This is a genomic window from Alkalihalophilus pseudofirmus OF4 (assembly GCF_000005825.2).
Classification (GTDB): Bacteria; Bacillota; Bacilli; order Bacillales; family Bacillaceae_D; genus Alkalihalophilus; species Alkalihalophilus pseudofirmus.
In genome coordinates this window covers 3249324-3269620 of record NC_013791.2, presented here as the reverse complement: position 1 = coordinate 3269620, position 20297 = coordinate 3249324, and the positions used below count along the sequence as shown (strand labels likewise).

21 protein-coding genes and 2 riboswitches are annotated in these 20297 nt (G+C 42.1%); all 21 genes read left to right on the top strand.

All coding sequences use genetic code 11. From position 1 onward, the window contains the following. Window positions 1–50: 50 nt before the first annotated feature. Window positions 51–163, top strand: a riboswitch (SAM riboswitch). Window positions 164–338: 175 nt separating this feature from the next. The 21 genes from BPOF4_RS16480 to BPOF4_RS21715 all read left to right on the top strand — a co-directional run bounded on the left by BPOF4_RS16480 (window position 339) and on the right by BPOF4_RS21715 (window position 20269). Beyond that, a complete protein-coding gene (locus tag BPOF4_RS16480) occupies window positions 339–1364 on the top strand; it encodes a methionine ABC transporter ATP-binding protein (protein ID WP_012960352.1) in 1026 nt (341 codons plus the stop codon). Beyond that, on the top strand, window positions 1357–2025 hold the full coding sequence (locus BPOF4_RS16475) for a methionine ABC transporter permease (protein ID WP_012960351.1): 669 nt from the start codon (window positions 1357–1359) through the stop codon (window positions 2023–2025). The genes BPOF4_RS16480 and BPOF4_RS16475 overlap by 8 nt, the downstream gene beginning before the upstream one ends. 13 nt (window positions 2026–2038) lie before the next feature. Next, window positions 2039–2893, top strand: a complete 855-nt coding sequence (locus BPOF4_RS16470) for a MetQ/NlpA family ABC transporter substrate-binding protein (RefSeq protein WP_012960350.1) — start codon at window positions 2039–2041, stop codon at window positions 2891–2893. Between the two features lie 108 nt (window positions 2894–3001). Next, window positions 3002–3388 carry a carboxymuconolactone decarboxylase family protein gene (locus BPOF4_RS16465; RefSeq protein ID WP_012960349.1) on the top strand — a complete coding sequence of 129 codons (387 nt, stop codon included), beginning with the start codon at window positions 3002–3004 and terminating at the stop codon, window positions 3386–3388. Window positions 3389–3607: 219 nt separating this feature from the next. Next, window positions 3608–3757, top strand: coding sequence for a YuzK family famiily protein (locus tag BPOF4_RS22505; RefSeq protein ID WP_180316873.1), 150 nt, complete (start codon window positions 3608–3610; stop codon window positions 3755–3757). A 250-nt stretch (window positions 3758–4007) separates the two neighbouring features. Continuing rightward, entirely contained in the window at window positions 4008–4793 is a 786-nt protein-coding gene (gene sufC, locus BPOF4_RS16460; protein WP_012960348.1) for a Fe-S cluster assembly ATPase SufC, read from the top strand. Window positions 4794–4878: 85 nt separating this feature from the next. Then, window positions 4879–6186: a Fe-S cluster assembly protein SufD gene (gene sufD / locus BPOF4_RS16455; protein ID WP_012960347.1), complete on the top strand. Its 1308-nt coding sequence runs from the start codon at window positions 4879–4881 to the stop codon at window positions 6184–6186. Next, window positions 6186–7406 (top strand): cysteine desulfurase, encoded by a 1221-nt coding sequence (locus tag BPOF4_RS16450; RefSeq protein WP_012960346.1) that lies wholly within the window; start codon window positions 6186–6188, stop codon window positions 7404–7406. Before sufD ends, BPOF4_RS16450 begins: the two co-directional genes overlap by 1 nt. Further along, window positions 7396–7833, top strand: a complete 438-nt coding sequence (gene sufU / locus BPOF4_RS16445) for a Fe-S cluster assembly sulfur transfer protein SufU (RefSeq protein ID WP_012960345.1) — start codon at window positions 7396–7398, stop codon at window positions 7831–7833. The genes BPOF4_RS16450 and sufU overlap by 11 nt, the downstream gene beginning before the upstream one ends. A 54-nt stretch (window positions 7834–7887) precedes the next feature. Beyond that, window positions 7888–9285 carry a Fe-S cluster assembly protein SufB gene (gene sufB, locus BPOF4_RS16440; RefSeq protein WP_012960344.1) on the top strand — a complete coding sequence of 466 codons (1398 nt, stop codon included), beginning with the start codon at window positions 7888–7890 and terminating at the stop codon, window positions 9283–9285. A 225-nt stretch (window positions 9286–9510) separates the two neighbouring features. Beyond that, window positions 9511–10359 (top strand): DUF72 domain-containing protein, encoded by an 849-nt coding sequence (locus BPOF4_RS16435; RefSeq protein ID WP_012960343.1) that lies wholly within the window; start codon window positions 9511–9513, stop codon window positions 10357–10359. A gap of 45 nt (window positions 10360–10404) precedes the next feature. Further along, window positions 10405–11229, top strand: coding sequence for a sulfite exporter TauE/SafE family protein (locus BPOF4_RS16430; protein WP_012960342.1), 825 nt, complete (start codon window positions 10405–10407; stop codon window positions 11227–11229). A 13-nt stretch (window positions 11230–11242) separates the two neighbouring features. Continuing rightward, complete coding sequence (locus BPOF4_RS16425; RefSeq protein WP_012960341.1) at window positions 11243–12613, top strand: bifunctional metallophosphatase/5'-nucleotidase; 1371 nt, start codon at window positions 11243–11245, stop codon at window positions 12611–12613. 81 nt (window positions 12614–12694) lie between these two features. Beyond that, window positions 12695–13006, top strand: coding sequence for a YunC family protein (locus BPOF4_RS16420; protein WP_012960340.1), 312 nt, complete (start codon window positions 12695–12697; stop codon window positions 13004–13006). Window positions 13007–13154: 148 nt separating this feature from the next. Next, the gene (locus BPOF4_RS16415) at window positions 13155–14255 is read left to right on the top strand and encodes an HD-GYP domain-containing protein (RefSeq protein WP_012960339.1); all 1101 of its coding nucleotides are present in this window, start codon (window positions 13155–13157) and stop codon (window positions 14253–14255) included. Between the two features lie 15 nt (window positions 14256–14270). After that, entirely contained in the window at window positions 14271–15065 is a 795-nt protein-coding gene (locus BPOF4_RS16410) for a thymidylate synthase (protein ID WP_012960338.1), read from the top strand. Continuing rightward, entirely contained in the window at window positions 15062–15547 is a 486-nt protein-coding gene (locus BPOF4_RS16405; RefSeq protein WP_012960337.1) for a dihydrofolate reductase, read from the top strand. Before BPOF4_RS16410 ends, BPOF4_RS16405 begins: the two co-directional genes overlap by 4 nt. Window positions 15548–15619: 72 nt before the next feature. Continuing rightward, on the top strand, window positions 15620–16366 hold the full coding sequence (yunB, locus tag BPOF4_RS16400) for a sporulation protein YunB (protein ID WP_012960336.1): 747 nt from the start codon (window positions 15620–15622) through the stop codon (window positions 16364–16366). Between the two features lie 68 nt (window positions 16367–16434). Beyond that, window positions 16435–16611: riboswitch (Lysine riboswitch) on the top strand. A gap of 123 nt (window positions 16612–16734) precedes the next feature. After that, complete coding sequence (locus BPOF4_RS16395) at window positions 16735–18282, top strand: Na+/H+ antiporter NhaC family protein (protein WP_012960335.1); 1548 nt, start codon at window positions 16735–16737, stop codon at window positions 18280–18282. 341 nt (window positions 18283–18623) lie between these two features. Continuing rightward, entirely contained in the window at window positions 18624–20153 is a 1530-nt protein-coding gene (locus tag BPOF4_RS16390; protein ID WP_012960334.1) for a sodium-dependent transporter, read from the top strand. Next, window positions 20153–20269: a methionine/alanine import family NSS transporter small subunit gene (locus BPOF4_RS21715; protein ID WP_012960333.1), complete on the top strand. Its 117-nt coding sequence runs from the start codon at window positions 20153–20155 to the stop codon at window positions 20267–20269. Before BPOF4_RS16390 ends, BPOF4_RS21715 begins: the two co-directional genes overlap by 1 nt. Window positions 20270–20297: the final 28 nt, after the last annotated feature.

Here is a 20297-nt window from a genome sequence, read left to right as displayed (position 1 = left end):
CCGCGTGCTATGATGCATTCATGTAAAAGCGAACGACAACAACTTTATATCTCTTATCGCGAGAGGTGGAGGGACTGGCCCGATGAAACCCAGCAACCACTAAGTCATATGTTGACCTAGAAGGTGCTAATTCCTGCAAAGCATGAGCTTTGGTAGATGAGAGAAGGGATAATGAATTTACGCCTTTCTGTTCATCATAAACAGAAGGGCTTTTTTATTGTGTATGAGTTTGTCGTACGTTAGAGTTAGGAGATCCTCATCCTTTCATGCTTTACTAAATAACTTCAGTAAAGCTTAAAACGTGGTTTGGGATTTATAGAGAAAGTAGGGAGTAATTAATGATTTCACTTCGATCGATTCGTAAACGATTTGAAACGAAGAATGGCACCGTTCATGCCGTCGATGGCGTTGATTTAAATATCGGCGAGGGTGAGATATTCGGTGTGATTGGATATAGCGGCGCAGGTAAAAGTACGTTAATTCGTATGTTAAATATGCTTGAACGTCCAACAGAAGGAGAGGTTGTTGTAGCTGGCAAAAAGCTTTCAGCACTCTCAACAAAAGAATTAAGAAAAGCCCGTCAAGAAATCGGGATGATTTTCCAGCATTTTAATTTGCTTTGGTCGCGTACGGTGCGAGATAATATCGCGTTTCCTCTTGAAATTGCAGGTGTGCCAAAAGCCAAACGTGAACAACGAGTGAATGAGTTAATTGAGCTAGTAGGGCTTAAAGGACGCGGAGACAGCTATCCATCGCAATTGAGCGGCGGACAAAAACAGCGTGTCGGTATTGCACGTGCGCTTGCTAACAATCCTAAGGTGCTGTTATGTGATGAAGCAACATCCGCACTAGATCCTAAGACGACAGATTCGATTTTGGACTTGCTCGTTGATATTAATCAAAAGTTAGGCTTAACGATCGTGCTGATCACACATGAAATGCACGTCATTCGTAAAATTTGTCATCAAGTGGCTGTGATGGAAGCCGGTAAAGTAGTTGAGCAGGGACCGGTGCTAGAAGTATTCCGTAAGCCAAAAGAAGAGATGACGAAGGAATTTGTTAAGCAAATTACAGAGCCTGAAGAAACGACAGATGCGATTAAGCAATTACTCGCAGATCACCCTGAAGGTAAAATTGTTCAGTTAACCTTCGTCGGTGAAGAGGCGGAAAGCCCATTAATTACGCAGCTGATTCGCTCATTTGATATTGAAGTAAATATTGTGCAAGGAAAGATCACGAAGATCCAAGAAGGGTCATACGGGACGTTATTTGTTGCTTTAAACGGAGAGACTGATGAAGTCGAGCGCGCGATTGCCTTTATCCGCAGCAAGAAAGTGGAAGTGGAGGTGATCACGTATGAATGATCAATTTCTAGCTGATGTGAAATGGGACCGCTTATGGGATGCGACGCTTGAAACGCTCTATATGACGTCTATTTCTGTCTTTGCTACATTTGTACTTGGACTCATTTTAGGATTAGTTCTTTATCTGACAGCCAAAGGGAATCTATGGGAGAATTATCTTGTTAACGTGGTGGCAAGCTTTATCGTTAATATTTTTAGATCAATCCCATTTATCATATTAATTGTTTTATTAATTCCATTTACAAGGGCCCTGACAGGTTCGATGCTTGGGGCAAATGCAGCGCTTCCTGCATTAATCATTGGAGCTGCCCCGTTCTATGCGCGTATGGTGGAGATTGCCCTGCGTGAGATCGATAAAGGGGTTATTGAAGCGTCACAATCAATGGGAGCGAGCAACTGGACAATCATTCGGAAAGTTTTAATTCCTGAATCCTTGCCAGCACTTATTTCTGGAATCACCGTTACAGCGATTGCACTTGTCAGCTATACAGCGATGGCAGGGGTCATTGGTGCAGGCGGTCTGGGCCATTTCGCGTACCTAGAAGGATTCCAGCGCAATAACAGCGAGATTACTTTGGTAGCAACAATCGCAATTCTATTGGTCGTTTTTGTGATCCAGTGGATTGGTGATTATTTTACAAATAAAACAGATAAACGGTAGGGGGAAAAGAGAGATGAAAAAGTTTTTAAGCGTAGTAGCAGCTGCAGCATTGTCTGTATCATTAGTGGCATGCGGCGGTGCAGAGGAAGAAACAACAGATAACGAAGCTGGTGAGGGTGCTGAAGGTGAAACAACGACATTAACAGTCGGTGCTTCTGCTGTACCGCATGCAGAAATCCTTGAAGCAGCACAGGAATTGCTTGCTGAAGAAGGCATTGACCTTCAAGTCCAAGTTTTCCAAGATTACATCTTGCCAAACCAAGCGTTACGTGATGGCGACATCGATGTGAACTATTTCCAAACGCCTGGTTATTTAGCAATGCAAATTGATGAGAACGACTATGACTTTGTCAGCGTTGGTGCAGTCCATGCAGAACCAATCGGTGTGTACTCTAAAGAATATTCAAGCCTTGATGAGCTTCCTGAAGGCGCGTCAATTATTATGAGTGATTCAATCAGTGACCACGGCCGTATTCTGCCGATCTTTGAGCGTGCAGGCTTAATTGAGCTAGATGTTGAAGAAGGTCAATTAGCAACAATCGATGATATTTCATCTAATCCGAAGAACTTACAATTTGGTTCAACTCAAGTAGAAGCTCGTATGCTTGCTCCTTCATTTGAAAGCGGCGAGGGTGATGCTGTTGTCATCAACACAAACTACGCTCTTGAGGGCGGAGTAGATATTGAGCAATACGGAATTGCATTTGAAGAAGAAGATGTACTTCAACCTAACCTGATCGTTGTTCGTGCAGAAGATGAAGAGCGTTCAGAAGTACAAAAGCTTTTAGAAGTTCTTCAATCTGAAGAGATCCAAAACTTCATCAACGAAGAGTATAATGGAGCTGTTATTCCTTTAACTGAAGAATAAGATGAAAAACAGATAAAGAGCGCCAAAATGGCGTTCTTTTTTGTATAAATGAATTCCTGAAATCGAATACTACCTTTGAAGTGGATTCAATTTTAGGAGGGATGAATGATGGAACAGCAGCAACAGCAGAACCAAAGTGCAGTTGAGATGGCACTACTTGAATATAAAGAAGGATTAGGACACTTCACAGAGAAGATGCCTGATATTGCTAAGAAATATAATGCGTTCACAGAAGCATGTTTTGCAAAAGGCAAGCTTTCTCAAAAAGAAAAGCAAATGATCGCACTTGGTATTAGTGTATTTTCACAAGATGAGTATTGTATTATTTATCATACAAAAGGATGCCTCGACCAAGGCTGTACTGAAGATGAAATTTTAGAAGCAGTGGGCGTTACAGCAGCATTCGGCGGCGGGGCAGCGATGAGCCAGGCTGTCACTCTTGTCCAAGAAGCAATGACCGACCTTAGCGGCAAAGGCAGTCAGATGCAGCAGTAAATTTTTCAAATATTGGGTCAAGTCGAAAAACGGTGGAAATAAGAGTTATCGTGTTGGTAAGTTTTCTGACAATGGCATAGGTGATCTGATAACCTGTAAAGGAACCTCAGCCTCTTTTTTGCGCTTTGGTCAATTAAAGCGTTCATGTTAAGATACATGTATCAAAAGAGAAGGGATTGATTCATTATCCAGTCATTAGACGCTGCGTATACGAGTGATATGGAAAAGGCAATGCATTCTGCACATGGAGTAGGTTATGAGGAATACAACCGAAGCCTCGATAAAAGAATGGAAATTGAGAGAGCTCGTGATAAAGAATACAAACGCTGCAATGAAATGGTAAGGGAATTCAATCAACACCATCTATAAGTTCTGTTAGGATAGAATAAAATGACATAAGGGAGTGGCCCATAACTGGCGCCGCTCCCTTTGTGTATGAACCAATCTATATTATAATGAAGAATGTTGCGTGAAACGCAATTGTACATACTAGTCTCGTTACCTTGAACTTATGTTGGATTTGTTATAAGATTGTAATGAGAATAGATTGAGAATAATTCGATTTAATCATCGAAATCACACTGCTTGTTATAAGCAAGATAAATTGGAGGTCATAAAGATGTCAGCACCATTCTTAAAAATCGAGAACTTACACGTTTCAATTGAAGGAAAGGAAATTCTTAAAGACTTCAGTATTGAAATTAACGGTGGAGAAATCCACGCAATCATGGGACCAAATGGTACAGGTAAATCAACTTTAGCTTCTGCAATCATGGGTCATCCGAAATATGAAATCACAAGCGGATCTGTAACAATGAACGGTGAAGATGTGCTTGAAATGGAAGTAGACGAGCGTGCACAAGCAGGTCTATTCCTAGCGATGCAATATCCATCTGAGATCAGTGGAATTACAAACGCGGACTTCTTACGTTCTGCTATTAATGCAGGCCGCGAAGAAGGTGATGAGATTTCTCTAATGAAATTCATCCGTAAATTAGATGAGAAAATGGATCTTCTTGAAATGGATCAACAGTTTGCACAGCGTTACTTAAATGAAGGATTCTCTGGCGGTGAGAAGAAGCGTAACGAGATTCTTCAATTAATGATGCTTGAGCCGAAGCTTGCAATCCTTGATGAGATCGATTCAGGTCTAGATATCGATGCACTTAAAGTCGTATCAAAAGGTGTTAATGCAATGCGTGGTTCTGAGTTTGGATGTCTAATCATCACTCACTACCAACGTCTTCTTGACTACATCAAGCCTGATAAAGTACACGTTATGATGCAAGGCCGTATCGTGAAATCTGGTGGTTCTGAATTAGCTGAACGTCTTGAGGCAGAAGGTTACGACTGGATTAAAGAAGAACTTGGCATTGAAGACGAGCGCGTAAACCAAGAAGCTTAAGTCAGTCTAGTTTTATCTGCAGTGCATGATTTGCACAGCAAGAAAAGAAGCAAATGAGCGAATCAACAGTAAAGGGTGGGTATGTATGTCAATCGAGACAAAAGTAACGTTCGACAAAGAACAGATTCAAGCATTCTCGGATGGACGCAATGAGCCGGCATGGCTTAAAGACATCCGTTTAAAAGGAGCAGAGCTATTCGATACGCTTGAGCTCCCTAAACCTGATAAAACAAAAATCGATAAATGGAACTTCACAGCAGCTAACTACAATCTTGCTGAAGTAAAAGCAGCGGACAATGTAGCAGCACTTGCTGAAGGAATCCGTAACTTAGTTGGCGATGAAGATAAAGTAGATAACCTTCTAGCACAGCAAGACGGTTCTACGGTTTATAAGAAGGTCTCAAAAGAGCTGACAGATAAAGGCGTTATTTTCACAGATCTTGCTACTGCAGTAGAAAAGCATGAAGATCTAGTGAAGAAATATCTTTTCGGTGAAGCTGTTCAAATGGATGAAAACCGTCTAACAGCTCTTCACGCTGCATTATTAAACGGCGGTACGTTCATCTATGTGCCTCGTAATGTAGATGTAGAAGTACCGCTTCAAGCTGTATATGCATTTGGTGCAAAGGATGCTGGTTTATACAACCACGTCATCGTCGTAGCAGAAGAGAATAGTTCAGTAACATACGTTGAAAACTATGTTTCGTTATCAGAAGATGAGGCGGTAGCTAATATTGTGGCAGAGGTTTATGCAGCACAAGGCGCAAAAGTAGCGTTCGGTGCAGTTGATAATCTTTCAAGCAATGTAACAACCTATGTAGTACGTCGTGGACACGTTGAGCGCGATGCTCGTCTTGAGTGGGCACTTGGTCAAATGAACGACGGAAATACCGTATCAGAGAACACGACTCATCTTGTAGGTGACGGTTCTTGGGCTGACACTAAGACTGTAACAATCGGTCGCGGCAGCCAAAAGCAAAACTTTACAACACAGATCTTCCATCATGGAAAGCATTCTGAAGGATATATCTTAAAGCATGGTGTTATGCGTGATGCAGCAACAGCCATCTTTAATGGAATTACGAAGATTGAACATGGAGCAACAAAATCAAATGGTGAACAAACTGAGCGCGTTCTTATGCTAAGTGAAAAAGCTCGTGGAGATGCCAACCCAATTCTTCTAATTGATGAAGATGATGTAACGGCAGGTCACGCAGCTTCTGTAGGCCGTATTGATCCGCTTCAAATGTTCTATCTAATGAGCCGCGGTATTCCGCGTAAGGAAGCAGAAAGACTCGTTATTCACGGTTTCTTAGCTCCTGTTGTGTCACAACTGCCGATCGAGTCAGTGAAAGAGCAATTGCGCGAAGCAATTGAAAGGAAAGTTCTGTAATGAATGTAGCTGAGATCAAGAAGCAATTTCCGATTCTTGACCAAAACGTAAACGGCCACCCTCTCGTGTACCTTGACAGTGCAGCGACTTCTCAAAAGCCGTTGTCTGTCATTGAAAAGCTTGATGATTATTATCGTCGTTATAATTCTAATGTACACCGTGGTGTGCATACACTAGGTACGATGGCGACAGATGAATATGAAGGAGCACGTGAGAAGGTTCGTTCGTTTATTAATGCTTCCTCCGCTGAAGAAATTATCTTTACTAGAGGAACAACAACAGCTCTGAACCTTGTTGCCGGAAGTTATGCGAGAAGCAATTTATCGGCTGGAGATGAAATTATCATTACCCCGATGGAGCATCACAGCAACATCATACCGTGGCAGCAAGTGGCTCGTGCAACAGGTGCTACGTTAACGTATTTACCTCTTCAAGCTGACGGAACCATTGATCTTAAAGATGTAGAGGAAACGATCAGCGAGAAAACAAAAATAGTATCGATCATGCAAGTATCAAATGTACTTGGAACGATCAATCCAGTAAAAGAAATTGCTGAGATTGCCCATCGCAACGGGGCTATTATGGTTGTTGACGGGGCACAAAGTGCTCCTCATATGAAAGTTGATGTGCGTGATCTTGACTGTGACTTCTTCGCATTTTCTGGTCACAAGATGGGTGCACCGACTGGAATCGGAGCATTGTATGGTAAAAAAGAGCTTTTAAACAATATGGAACCGATTGAATTTGGCGGAGAAATGATCGACTTCGTTGGACTGCAAGAATCAACTTGGAAAGAGCTGCCTTGGAAGTTTGAAGGCGGGACTCCGATTATTGCAGGAGCGATCGGCCTCGGTGCTGCGATTGATTTTCTAACTGAGATCGGTCTTGATGAAATAGAAAAGCATGAACATGAACTAGCAGAGTACGCACTTGAGCGCTTGTCAGAAGTAGATGGCATGACTATTTATGGACCAAAACATCGTGCAGGACTTGTTACTTTTAATTTAGATGATGTACACCCGCATGATGTTGCAACTGTTCTAGATGCGGAAGGAATTGCTGTTCGCGCAGGTCATCACTGTGCTCAGCCGCTTATGAAATGGCTGGATGTAACTGCAACGGCTCGTGCAAGCTTCTATATTTACAATACAAAAGAAGATATTGATACCCTTGCAGAGAGCTTAGTAAAAACAAAGGAGTACTTCGGAGATGTCTTTTAATAACCTTGATACCTTGTATCGTCAGGTGATTATGGATCATTATAAAAACCCGCGTAACCGTGGTGAGTTTGATGGTGACACACTGACAGTCAACATGAACAACCCGACATGTGGAGATCGTATACAGATTCAAATGAAGTTAGAGGACGATCGTATTTCTGAAGCGAAGTTTGTAGGAGAAGGCTGTTCAATCAGCCTTGCTTCTGCATCGATGATGACTCAAGCTGTTAAAGGATTAACAGCAGAAGAAGCCATCGCAATGTCTGAGATTTTCTCAAACATGATGCTTGGCAAAGAATACGATGAAGATCGTTTTGATTTAGGTGATATTGAAGCTCTTCAAGGGGTTTCAAAGTTCCCAGCGCGAATTAAATGTGCAACTCTTGCATGGAAAGCAATGGAGAAGGGCCTAAACGAAAAAGAATAACGGCTTAGCCTTTTGCAAAAAGGGGTAAGCAACTATCTAAGGAGGGTTTCCGACATGGCTAAAAAAATGCCTGATATCGGTGAATACAAATACGGGTTCTCGGATCGTGACGTATCCATCTTCCGTTCAAAGCGTGGTTTAACTCGTGAGATCGTAGAAGAAATTTCACGTATGAAAAAAGAGCCGCAATGGATGCTTGATTTCCGTTTGAAGTCATTAGAACAATTCTATAAAATGCCTATGCCTCAGTGGGGCGGAGATTTATCTGAACTTAACTTTGACGAAATTACGTACTACGTAAAGCCGTCTGAGAAGTCTGAGAAATCTTGGGATGAAGTTCCTGAAGAAATCAAAAACACATTTGATAAGCTTGGAATTCCAGAAGCTGAGCAAAAATATCTTGCAGGTGTATCTGCACAGTATGAATCTGAAGTTGTTTACCACAACATGAAAGAAGATTTAACTGAGCTAGGTATTCTTTTCACAGATACAGATACAGCACTTCGTGAACACGAAGAGATCTTTAAAGAGCACTTCGGTACAATTATCCCTCCATCTGATAACAAATTTGCAGCATTAAATTCTGCTGTATGGTCTGGTGGTTCATTTATCTACGTGCCAAAAGGTGTTAAAACGGATACGCCTCTTCAAGCGTACTTCCGTATCAACTCAGAGAACATGGGTCAATTCGAGCGTACGTTGATCATTGCTGATGAAGACAGCTCTGTACACTATGTTGAAGGTTGTACAGCACCTGTTTACTCAACAAACTCACTTCATAGTGCGGTTGTTGAAATCATCGTTAAAAAGAACGCATACTGCCGTTACACAACGATCCAAAACTGGGCGCCTAATATCTTCAATCTAGTAACTAAGCGTGCGGTAGCAGATGCTGGTGCAACAATGGAATGGGTTGATGGTAACATCGGTTCTAAATTAACGATGAAGTATCCAGCTGTTGTAATGCGCGGTGAAGGTGCAAAAGGTACGATCCTTTCAATCGCTATTGCGGGTAAAGGACAACACCAAGATGCGGGTGCAAAAGTTCACCACTTAGCGCCAAACTGTTCATCAACAATCGTTTCAAAATCAATCTCTAAACACGGCGGTAAAGTAACGTACCGTGGTATCTGTCACTTCGGACGCCGCTCTGAAGGGTCTAAATCAAAAATCGAGTGTGATACGCTTATCATGGATAACGAATCAACTTCTGATACGATTCCATACAATGAGATCTTAAATAACAACATCACACTTGAGCATGAAGCTACGGTATCAAAGGTATCTGAAGATCAACTCTTCTACTTGATGAGCCGCGGTATTTCTGAGCAAGAAGCAACAGAAATGATCGTAATGGGCTTCATCGAGCCATTTACAAAAGAACTTCCAATGGAATATGCCGTTGAAATGAACCGTCTGATCAAGTTCGAGATGGAAGGTTCAATCGGTTAAGGATTGGATAATGAATGATACGTGCTATGCACGTTGCGAAAAGCGAATCCATCATGGATTCGCTTTTCTTTTCTACATATATGGCATGGGTTTGCGGGACACGCGGGGCAGCCGACAGGCAACCGGCGCAATTACTGCCTGAACCGACGCAATCGCCTCGCGCTAGAACCCGCCACACAGCTCGCAGCACCCATATCGATCTTCTTAAAAAGGAAGGTGAGTTCATTGATCTACATTGGATTAGCTGGCTGGGGAGACCATGATGACTTATATGAGGGGACCCCTAGCAACCAAAAGCTTGAAACGTATGCTAGTTTCTTTCCTGTCGTTGAATTAGACTCTTCTTTTTATGCTGTTCAGCCGCTTCGCAACATGGAGAAATGGGCAAGAGTGACGCCGTCTTCTTTTAAATTTGTCGTAAAAGCCTATCAAGGCATGACAGGTCATCAGAAAAGCTCAGATCCGTTTGAATCGAGAGAAGAAATGTTTGCGGCCTTTAGAGCCTCGCTTGAGCCGCTTCAAAAAGCAGGGAAGCTTGCGATGGTTCTATGTCAGTTTCCTCCTTGGTTTGATTGTAAGAAAGAGCATGTGGCGTATTTACGTTATGTAAAAGAGCAGCTAAAGGATATTCCATGTGCACTCGAATTTCGGAATCAGACATGGTTCACCTCAGATATGAAAGAGAGAACTCTTTCCTTTATGAAAGAAGAAAATTGGATTCACAGCATCTGTGATGAGCCGCAAGCAGGCGTAGGCTCTATCCCTGCTGTTTTGCAGGCGACAAATAAAGAAGCGACATTAATTCGCATGCACGGCCGCAACCGTCATGGCTGGAATGATCCAGGCAACGGAAAGTGGCGTGATGTTCGGTACTTGTATCAGTATAAGGAACACGAGTTAAAAGAATGGCAAAAGAATCTCTCCCAGCTCGAAAAAGAATCGAAGACGATCTATATGATCTTCAATAATAATTCAGGCGGCGATGCTGCAGGAAATGCACAAGAGATGATCTCGATGCTTGATATTGAATACACAGGCCTTGCCCCTAGACAATTGGACTTATTTTCGGAATAATATAGTAAAATTAATTAAAGACAGAAATAAAGGAAGGTTCCTTTTATGGAGTGGATATTGCTCGTTATTGTTGGGCTGGTTGCAGGCACATTTGGAAGCTTACTCGGGCTTGGCGGGGGAATTATTGTCGTACCGGCCTTATTATTATTAAGTTCCACAGTCGGTATATTAGCAGGAGTCACACCGCAAGTAGCGGTTGGAACCTCGCTGTTAATCATGATTTTTACAGGCTTATCATCAACTCTTGCGTATATTAAACAGAAGAAAGTTGATTATAAGAGCGGCCTGCTCTTTTTTCTTGGAAGCGGACCGGGTGCACTTATTGGGGTCTGGTTAAACCGTTACCTTGAAGTGGAGCCATTTTTAATTTATTTTGGCTTATTTATGATTGTGGTGGCGATTGTATTAATCATAAGGCCATATTTAAAGCCGATCCCGTTATCTGAAAAAGGGGTTAAGCGTACATATGTAAACGATCTTGGTGAGTCATTTGAATATGGTTACCGGCCGGCTGTTGCCATTTCAATTGCGTTTGTTGTTGGTATGTTATCCGGACTTTTCGGTATTGGCGGTGGTTCGTTAATGGTGCCGGCAATGATTATGTTATTTCATTTTCCACCTCATATGGCAGTGGCTACGTCGATGTTTATGATTTTGCTCTCAGCGATAACAAGCTCGGTTTCACATATTGTACTTGGTAATGTGAACTGGCTGTATGCTCTTGCGTTAATTCCTGGAGCCTATCTTGGGGGAATAGCTGGGGCTGCAATTAATAAACGATTATCCAGTAATGCGTTGTTAATAGCGTTTCGTATCTTTTTAATCATTGCCGCTATACGATTGATTTACCAAGGGGTTACAGGAGCATAGGGAGGAGGAAACGATGTCAGTAGAGAGAATTACGATTTATCATACAAATGATATTCATAGCGGTTTTGATACATGGGCGAAGCTTGTTGCCTACATAAAGCAGCATAAGGATCCTAACAGTTTATATGTCGATTTGGGCGACCATGCAGATAGAAGTCATCCAATTACAGAAGCGACAAGCGGTGCTGGGAATGTATCTCTTTTAAATGAGGCAGGGGTGGAGTATGCAACCATCGGCAATAATGAAGGAATTACCTTCTCGCATGACGAGCTTGATGCTTTATATACGAATGCCCAGTTTCAGGTGTTAATCAGCAATTTATTTACTGCTGAAGGCAAGCGGCCGCGCTGGACAAAGCCCTATGCCATCCACCAAACGAAAAATGGGGTGAAAATTGCTTTGATCGGGGCTACTGCTCCTTTTAAGCAATTTTATCATCAGCTGGACTGGAAAATTACTCCGCCGATTGAGGCGATTAAACAGTGTGTAGAGGAAGTAAGAGACAAGGTAGATGTTGTCATTGTCTTATCGCACTTAGGCTTGTTTCGTGATGAGGAACTGGCTGAAGTAGTTGAAGGAATTGATGTGATCTTAGGGGCACATACTCATCATGTTCTTGAAAAAGGGAAACGACGTTACGGCACGTTAATTGCACAAGCTGGCAAGCACGGTGCGTATCTTGGAAAAGTAACGATTGATGTCGATCTTAAAACAAAAACCGTCGCAGCCGATGAGGCTGAATTGATTGATCCGGCTTCATTAGTGGAAGAAGATGATGCGACGCTTGCTTTGTTGGATCAATTAAATCAAGACTCAGAAACAGCCTTAGCCAAACATATTGCCAATCTTCCTAGAGTGTTGCCTGTTTCATGGCAAGAAGAGTCAGAGGCCTCGCAAATCCTTTGTGATGCCTTAACTGAATGGTGCAAAGAAGAGATTGGAATGATGAATGCAGGCGTTCTTCTTGAAACATTTACAGAAGGTCCTGTGACGATGCAGGATGTCCATAGATCGTGTCCGCATCCGATTAATCCCTGTGTTGTGGAATTAACAGGAGCAGCCCTTAGAAGCACCATTATCCGTTCTTTTAGTACAGAGATGAGGACATTGGCTTTAAAGGGATTTGGCTTTCGAGGCAAAGTATTAGGACGGATGATTTTTACTGGGATTGAAGTGGAGCTTGATAAGTATGAACAAGTGACTGAGGTCCTTATTTTAGGCAAGCCGCTTGATCTTAACCAAACCTATACGATTGCAACGCTTGATATGTATACGTTTGGCCACCTCTATCCGGCCATTGCAGATGCAAAAAAGAAAACCTACTATATGCCAGAGCTTTTGCGGGACGTTCTTAGTTGGAAGCTAGGACAAATTTGGGCATAACTGATGCTCACCCATTCCTTTGAAAGGTCATATCGTAATAAGGAAAACGGATGACTGGATTTGAAAAAGGAGTGGAGTAAAATGCTTGAAATGACACCTATTACTATCGAAGGAGAGACGTTTATAGCGGTCACTTTAAAGCTGCCGAAAACCAATTTTATGGCTGTCACAAATGATGTCGGCTATATTATGTGCGGAGCGCTTGATGTCGGGTTGTTAAACGCTAAGCTGAAAGAACGTAAAATCGTAGCGGGCAGGGCAGTAGGTGTGCGAACAATTGAACAGCTGCTAGAGGCCCCTCTTGAGTCAGTAACGCTTGAAGCTGAAGAGCTCGGAATTACCGTGGGAACGACAGGGAAAGAGGCTTTATTGAAAATGAAATACGATTCATAGAAGAAAGCCCTCTAATCGGCCGCTGATAAAAAGCAGCCGATCAAGGGCTTTTTATTTTTGTCACAGAGGGTTGTTCACAAATAGGCAGGCATGCGGTACACTTTGTTATAGTTGCGTGTTAAATACACAAGAATCAAGGTGAACGACTATGAGGTTAGTTTCTGTTAAGCATGTAGAGTCTGGAGCAACGCTCGGCCGGGATATTTATAATGACAGCGGCCAGATCTTGCTTTTTAGGGGAGTTGCCCTGACAGATCGTCTAAAAGCCCGTCTTGTTGGTATGGGAATCTATTATATCTACATAGAAGATGAGATGACAGAAGATGTTGTCATTGAATCAGTGATTCGTGAGGATACTAGGCACAAGGCGGTTCAAACGATTAAAGAAGAGTTCAAAGCGATAAGTGTGGAAACAAAGCTCAACAAAACGATTAATTTGGACCATCTCAGCAAGAGCTTTACATCAGTTATTGATTCCCTTTTAAAAGATATTAAAGAAAATCAAGATGCGCTTGCAATGCTGCAGGAAGCTTATGTGCATGACAACTACATATTTACCCATTCGTTAAATGTGACGGTCTACACGTTAGGTCTTGCGATGAAGCTCGGTTATTCATCGAAGAAATTAAATGAAATCGGGGTCGGTGCCTTACTGCATGACGTCGGTAAAGTGTCAGTTCCGCTTGAGGTTTTAAATAAACCAGGCCGATTAAATGATGATGAATATGAAATCATCAAGACGCATGCGATGGCAGGCTATGATATGCTGCGGGGAGTCCCGAATATTCCTCTTTTGGCTGCTCACTGTGCACTGCAGCATCATGAGCGCATAGATGGAAGCGGGTATCCTCGTAGGTTAAAAGGCGAACACATTCATCAGTATGCTAAAATTATTGGCATTGCCGATGTATTTGATGCGGTCACTTCTCATCGTGTCTATAGAAAACCGATGCTGCCTCATGAAGGGCTTGAACTGCTTTATTCCGGGGCAGGCCAGATCTTCGACAAAAAGCTTGTGGAAACGTTTCGTGAAACCATTTCGATTTATCCAATCGGCCTCACGGTAAAATTAAGTGACGGGCGTATGGCGATTGTGGTCAAACAGAACAAACAAATGAGCACCCGCCCTGTAGTACGCGTATTTAACGAGAATGGGCAGCGAATTAAACATTATTATGATATTGATTTAATGGATTATTTAGATGTGACGATCGTGGAAACAGAAGCAACACTTGCAAGCGTAAAATAAAGGAGTTGAACATAAATGGACCAATATCTTGCTTTATGTGAGCATGTTTTAAAAAATGGTGAAACAAAATCAGATCGTACGGGGACAGGCACGATTAGTACGTTTGGCTATCAGATGCGATTCGATCTAGCGGAAGGATTTCCGGCACTGACGACGAAAAAGCTTCACCTTCGTTCGATCATCCATGAATTATTGTGGTTCTTAAAAGGTGATACCAATATTGGATACCTTAAAGAAAATAACGTTCGAATCTGGAATGAATGGGCCGACGAAAATGGCGATCTAGGACCTGTTTATGGTAAGCAATGGCGTTCATGGGAAGGCGCAAATGGCAAAGTAGTTGATCAAATCTCTGAGTTGATCGAACAAATTAAACATAATCCGGATTCTAGAAGGCTGATTGTCAGTGCCTGGAATCCAGCAGAAATTGATGAAATGGCGCTTGCTCCTTGCCACTGTTTGTTCCAATTTTACGTAAATGATGGCAAGCTTTCCTGCCAGTTATATCAGCGCAGTGCCGATATTTTCTTAGGCGTGCCTTTTAATATTGCTTCATATGCGCTGTTGACGATGATGATTGCTCAAGTAACAGATCTTGAGCCAGGTGAGTTTGTTCACACATTTGGAGATGCTCACATCTATTCGAACCATGTTGAGCAAGTAAAGCTTCAGTTAACAAGAGAACCAAGAGCACTTCCTAAAATGAAAATCAATAAAGAAGTGAAATCGATCTTTGACTTTACAATTGAAGACTTTGAGTTAACAGATTATGATCCGCATCCGCATATTAAAGGCGAGGTATCTGTATGATTTCCTATATTGTAGCGATGGATAACAAGCGTACAATCGGAGCAAATAACGATCTTCCTTGGCATCTGCCTGCTGATTTAGCTCATTTTAAGAGAGTGACATCAGGGCATACCATTGTGATGGGGCGTAAAACATATGAATCGATCGGCCGTCCTCTTCCAAAGCGCAGAAATGTGATCTTAACGAGAAATAGAGATTTCAACGCAGAGGGCTGTGAGGTCGTTCATCAATTAGAAGAAGTATTAGACATCGCCAAACAAGAAGAGGAATGTTTCATTATAGGTGGGGCCGAATTATTCAAGCTGTTTTGGGCTGATACTGACCGCCTGTACATTACTCATATTGACGAAACCTTTGAGGGGGATACATTTTTTCCAGAGATAAAAGAAAGTGAGTGGGAAAAGGTCTCTGAGGAGGCAGGTAAAGTGGATGAGAAAAACCGCTATCCTCATACGTTCTGTACGTATGAGCGTAAAAAGTAATCAAGCATAAATAAATAGAAGTCAATTTGTCCCCCTTTGCTGCATATAGTTTTTGCAAAGGGGGTTTTCAACATGAGATTCGGCAAACGATCGAGACCCCGGAAAGGTCCCTTGCCATTTCGTTATGTACTGCTCTTATCCTTTTTAATCTTTGTTATTTTAACCGTCCAAGGCCTTTGGATCATTGAGAAAGGAATCAGACCGACACTTGTTCATATTGCCACAACAGAAACGAGAGTCATTGCAACAAAAGCGATAAACGATGCGGTATCTAAAAAGATCGCATCAGATCTTAATCAAGAAGAGCTGTTTATTCGGGATGCTGATAATACGATTCAATTTAATACGCAAATGTACAACCGTATTCTCTCAGAAGCAACAAACCGCGTACAGCGCCATTTAAAGGCGGTCGAACAAGGCGAGGCGTTTGATGTTTCGTTTGATAATGAAGAGGCTGTCACCTCAGACGGGGGAATAATTTATACGATTCCGTTAGGGCAGGCAACAAATAATGCCTTACTTGCTCATCTAGGACCGCAAGTACCTGTTCGTTTTTCAGCGATTGGGGATGTGAAAACGGATTTAAATTTAAAAACATTCAACACAGGCATTAATAATACGACGATGTCTGTCAATTTTGATGTCGTGGTTGATGTAAAGATTGTTATTCCTTTTGCTACAAATACAGAAGCGATTAAGACGACAATTCCAGTTGGCCTCATTAACATTCAAGGAGAAGTTCCTGAATACTACGGCGGGAACGGCGGCAGCATGATTATACCAGCACCTGGTAATACCTTAGGCGGTGGCGATAATTAACATTGTCAACCTTGTAAAACTATGATAAGATAATTCGGCAAACTTAATATGAAGTTGCCTCATCAACATGGTGGGGTAGAGGCGCGAATGCAGATAAGTACACACTTGGAGGATGACAACGTAGAGAAGTGTGAAAAGGATCATTTGCCGAAGTGGAAAAGAGGAGTCAGACCTTTTCTGCTGGGGTTGCATTGAAGAAGTGTAACACTGTCACAGTCAATAGACTGTGGAGAACTACTGTTGTGATGGGGATACCTGTGCTTATTAAGCCGATAATGGGTAGCCATTATCGGCTTTTTTTATACTCTTTTATCCGAGTATAGGATGCATCCCTGTATCAACAAACTCAAAAAAGGGGGATGGACCGAATGGAAGGTTCAATTTTATCGCTGCTGCCACCGATTCTAGCACTTGCGATGGTTATCTTAACTAGACGCGTGCTATTGTCACTTGGTGTCGGTATTATCGTCGGTGCACTAATGTTAAACGGGTATAATCCTGTTGATAGTGTAGCTGAAATTGTATCAATTGTTGCGGCAATCTTTGTCGCAGACGGCGCTATTAATGATTGGGAACTTTATATTATCTTTTTCCTATTACTGCTTGGTATGATGGCGGCGCTCGTTACTCGTTCAGGAGGGAGCCGTGCGTTTGGAGAATGGGCATTAAAGCGTGTCAAAACTCGTGTTGGCGCACAGCTTGTAACAGTCATGTTAGGGATTATTATCTTTATCGATGATTATTTCAACAGCTTAACAGTAGGTAACGTGTCTAGACCATTAACAGACCGTCACCGTGTATCTCGTGCAAAACTTGCTTACCTGGTTGACTCTACAGCAGCACCTATGTGTGTTATCGCACCGGTATCAAGCTGGGGAGCATACATCATTACGATTATTGCCGGCATTTTAGCTACACATGGTGTGACGCAGTATGAAGGCTTACAAGCGTTCATGCTGATGGTTCCGATGAACATTTATGCACTAGTTGCGATCGGGCTGGTTCTAGCGGTTGTATTCTTTAAGCTTGATTTTGGAGCAATGAGAGTACATGAAGAGCGTGCATTGAAAACTGGGGAGCTTGTTGACCCTGATTCTGGTGCGATTCCAGGAGATCAAGAAGACCTTAAAGTTAGTGATAAAGGCCGTGTCGGCGATCTTGTATGGCCGATTGTTGCCTTAGTTTTAGGAACAGTTGCTTTTATGATTATTACAGGTATTCAAGCATCAGAAGGTGCCGCAACGATTCTTTCTACATTTGAAAATACGGATGTAGCATCATCATTATTATATGGTGGTATCATCGGTTTTGCAGTGGCTCTAGTGCTTAATATTGTTAAGAAAACCGAAGCAAGTGACCTTGGTGCAACGATTTGGGCCGGGATTAAATCAATGCTTCCGGCGATTTATATTTTACTATTTGCATGGACGATTATTTCAATCATCGGCGACTTAGGAACAGGTCAATATCTAGCTTCTCTTGTAGATGGTAATATTCACCCAATGTTCTTACCTGCAATCCTCTTCTTAATTGCTGGATTTGCAGCATTTTCAACGGGTACATCTTGGGGTACATTCGGGCTGCTTCTTCCTATTGCTGGAGAGATGGCCGCTGTTATTGATATCACAATGATGCTTCCAATGCTTGCAGCCGTTCTTGCTGGAGCGATCTTTGGAGATCACTGTTCACCAATTTCAGATACGACAATCCTATCTTCTACAGGAGCAGGAAGTCATCATATTGACCATGTAGTCACGCAGCTTCCGTATGCGATTGTGGCAGCCGTTATTACATTGATTTCCTACCTAGTACTAGGTGGAACAGGAAGTGTCATCTTAACGCTTGTGACAGCTCTTGTATTATTAGTAATCACAGTTCTTATATTGAAAAAGTTATCAACACCGATCGAGTCCTAAAGAAAAGGCTTCTGCTGCCAAGCAGAAGCCTTTTTTGGATCATATTGCCTAATTCCTATACAATTTTTGAGAAAACCTTCGAAAAATGTGACAATTTCCTTAAAATTATTTTGACAAACATCTAGTAAATCATTATAATCAAAAAGTGAATAGTCAGATAACTCTAAAAAATGGAGGGGTTACAAAAACGGATACTACTACACGTTGATGCGCTAAATAGACTTGTTGAAATAATTGTCAAATAATTTTGATGGAAAATATTTTTAGTGCGGCTACTATTTACAGAATCTTTTGAATACAATTTAAGGAACTTAGTTCACAACAGAGAGGAGTTATCGACGATGGCTAGAGAGCAATGGGGAACACGAGCAGGATTTATTTTAGCGGCGATCGGTTCAGCAGTCGGTTTGGGTAACATTTGGCGTTTCCCTTATGTAGCGTATGAAAATGGTGGGGGGGCATTCTTTTTACCTTATCTTTTTGCACTATTAACAGCGGGAATTCCGCTACTTATTATGGAGTTTACATTAGGTCACAAGTATCGTGGCTCTGCACCGCTTTCATATGCTAGGTTAAACAAAAAAGCCGAATGGATCGGCTGGTGGCAGGTAGCGATTGCCTTTGTTATTTCCACTTACTATGCAGTTATTATTGCTTGGGCGATTGCCTACACGTATTTTGCTTTCAATCAAAGCTGGGGAGAAGATACCGGCGGATTTTTAATGGGAGAGTACTTGCAGCGTATTGACTTATCAGGCGGTGCGTTAGGTGAAGTTGGTTCCCTTGTACCGGGTGTATTCATTCCGTTATTAGTTGTATGGGCCGTAACGCTCGGCGTATTATTTAAAGGGGTTAAACGCGGTATTGAAATGGCCAACCGTATCTTTATCCCGATGTTACTTGTCATGTTCTTATTAATTGTTATTCGCGCGTTAACGCTTGAAGGAGCAATGGTTGGTTTAGATGCATTCTTTGCACCAAACTGGAGCGAGATCATGTCCCCTGGTGTATGGGTTGCAGCTTACGGACAAATCTTCTTTAGTTTATCGATTGCCTTTGCGATCATGATCACCTACTCAAGTTATCTTGGGAAGAAATCAGATATTAACAACAATGCCTTTATTACAGGCTTTAGTAACTCGAGCTTTGAGTTATTAGCAGGTATCGGGGTTTTCGCAGCATTAGGTTTCATGGCGACAGCATCTGGTGTCGGCGTTGATGAAGTAGCAAGTGCAGGGATTGGGCTAGCCTTTGTGGTCTTCCCAGAGATCATTAATACATTCCCTGGCATGAATGCATTTTTCGGAGTCTTATTCTTCGGATCTTTAGTGCTTGCAGGTTTATCTTCACTTATCTCAATTGTGGAGACATTTGTAGCAGGGATTCAAGATAAGTTTAAAGTATCTCGTACAAAAGCCGTTGCGTTTGGGGGCGGATTATCAGCCTTGATTTCATTGCTTTTTGCGACACAAGGCGGGTTGTTCTTCCTAGATACAGCAGATTACTTCATTAACCAATTTGGTGTAGCATTAGCTGGTCTTGTATCTGTTATTGCCGTATCATGGTTCATCCGTAAGCTTCCTGAATTACAAAGTCATGCAAACGGTGTTTCTGACTTTAAAACAGGCTTATGGTGGAAAGTATGCTTAAGCATTATCACGCCGATTGTTCTTGGTTACATGGCGATTCAAAATACGATTACAAATATCACATCTAATTACGAAGACTATCCAACATCGCTTGTTGTGAGCTGGGGCTGGGTAGTAGCAATCGGAGCGATTGTCATTGGATTCGTCTTTGCGGCATTCAAATGGCAGAAGAACGACCTTGATGTTCCGGCAGACTCAAATGATAAAGGAGCTGAGCTATAATGAGTACAGGCGCAATTGTTATGATGCTTGTCGGCATGTTGATTATTTGGGGCGGTATGGCTCTAAGTATTGCAAATGCAGTTAGAGTAGCTAAGCAGAAAAAAGCTTCTTCTTAAAAAGTACAAAAAATAAGGAGTCAGCATA

Excerpts from the sequence above, each read along its gene's own strand:
- BPOF4_RS16390 (WP_012960334.1), top strand. The coding sequence starts at position 18,624 with ATGGCTAGAGAGCAATGGGGAACACGAGCAGGATTTATTTTAGCGGCG.
- BPOF4_RS16480 (WP_012960352.1), top strand. The coding sequence starts at position 339 with ATGATTTCACTTCGATCGATTCGTAAACGATTTGAAACGAAGAATGGC.
- BPOF4_RS16450 (WP_012960346.1), top strand. The coding sequence starts at position 6,186 with ATGAATGTAGCTGAGATCAAGAAGCAATTTCCGATTCTTGACCAAAAC.
- sufD (WP_012960347.1), top strand. The coding sequence starts at position 4,879 with ATGTCAATCGAGACAAAAGTAACGTTCGACAAAGAACAGATTCAAGCA.
- BPOF4_RS16475 (WP_012960351.1), top strand. The coding sequence starts at position 1,357 with ATGAATGATCAATTTCTAGCTGATGTGAAATGGGACCGCTTATGGGAT.
- sufB (WP_012960344.1), top strand. The coding sequence starts at position 7,888 with ATGGCTAAAAAAATGCCTGATATCGGTGAATACAAATACGGGTTCTCG.
- BPOF4_RS16425 (WP_012960341.1), top strand. The coding sequence starts at position 11,243 with ATGTCAGTAGAGAGAATTACGATTTATCATACAAATGATATTCATAGC.
- BPOF4_RS22505 (WP_180316873.1), top strand. The coding sequence starts at position 3,608 with ATGGAAAAGGCAATGCATTCTGCACATGGAGTAGGTTATGAGGAATAC.
- BPOF4_RS16430 (WP_012960342.1), top strand. The coding sequence starts at position 10,405 with ATGGAGTGGATATTGCTCGTTATTGTTGGGCTGGTTGCAGGCACATTT.
- BPOF4_RS16415 (WP_012960339.1), top strand. The coding sequence starts at position 13,155 with ATGAGGTTAGTTTCTGTTAAGCATGTAGAGTCTGGAGCAACGCTCGGC.
- BPOF4_RS16420 (WP_012960340.1), top strand. The coding sequence starts at position 12,695 with ATGCTTGAAATGACACCTATTACTATCGAAGGAGAGACGTTTATAGCG.
- BPOF4_RS16395 (WP_012960335.1), top strand. The coding sequence starts at position 16,735 with ATGGAAGGTTCAATTTTATCGCTGCTGCCACCGATTCTAGCACTTGCG.
- BPOF4_RS16410 (WP_012960338.1), top strand. The coding sequence starts at position 14,271 with ATGGACCAATATCTTGCTTTATGTGAGCATGTTTTAAAAAATGGTGAA.
- BPOF4_RS16405 (WP_012960337.1), top strand. The coding sequence starts at position 15,062 with ATGATTTCCTATATTGTAGCGATGGATAACAAGCGTACAATCGGAGCA.
- BPOF4_RS16470 (WP_012960350.1), top strand. The coding sequence starts at position 2,039 with ATGAAAAAGTTTTTAAGCGTAGTAGCAGCTGCAGCATTGTCTGTATCA.
- sufC (WP_012960348.1), top strand. The coding sequence starts at position 4,008 with ATGTCAGCACCATTCTTAAAAATCGAGAACTTACACGTTTCAATTGAA.
- yunB (WP_012960336.1), top strand. The coding sequence starts at position 15,620 with ATGAGATTCGGCAAACGATCGAGACCCCGGAAAGGTCCCTTGCCATTT.
- BPOF4_RS16465 (WP_012960349.1), top strand. The coding sequence starts at position 3,002 with ATGGAACAGCAGCAACAGCAGAACCAAAGTGCAGTTGAGATGGCACTA.
- sufU (WP_012960345.1), top strand. The coding sequence starts at position 7,396 with ATGTCTTTTAATAACCTTGATACCTTGTATCGTCAGGTGATTATGGAT.
- BPOF4_RS21715 (WP_012960333.1), top strand. The coding sequence starts at position 20,153 with ATGAGTACAGGCGCAATTGTTATGATGCTTGTCGGCATGTTGATTATT.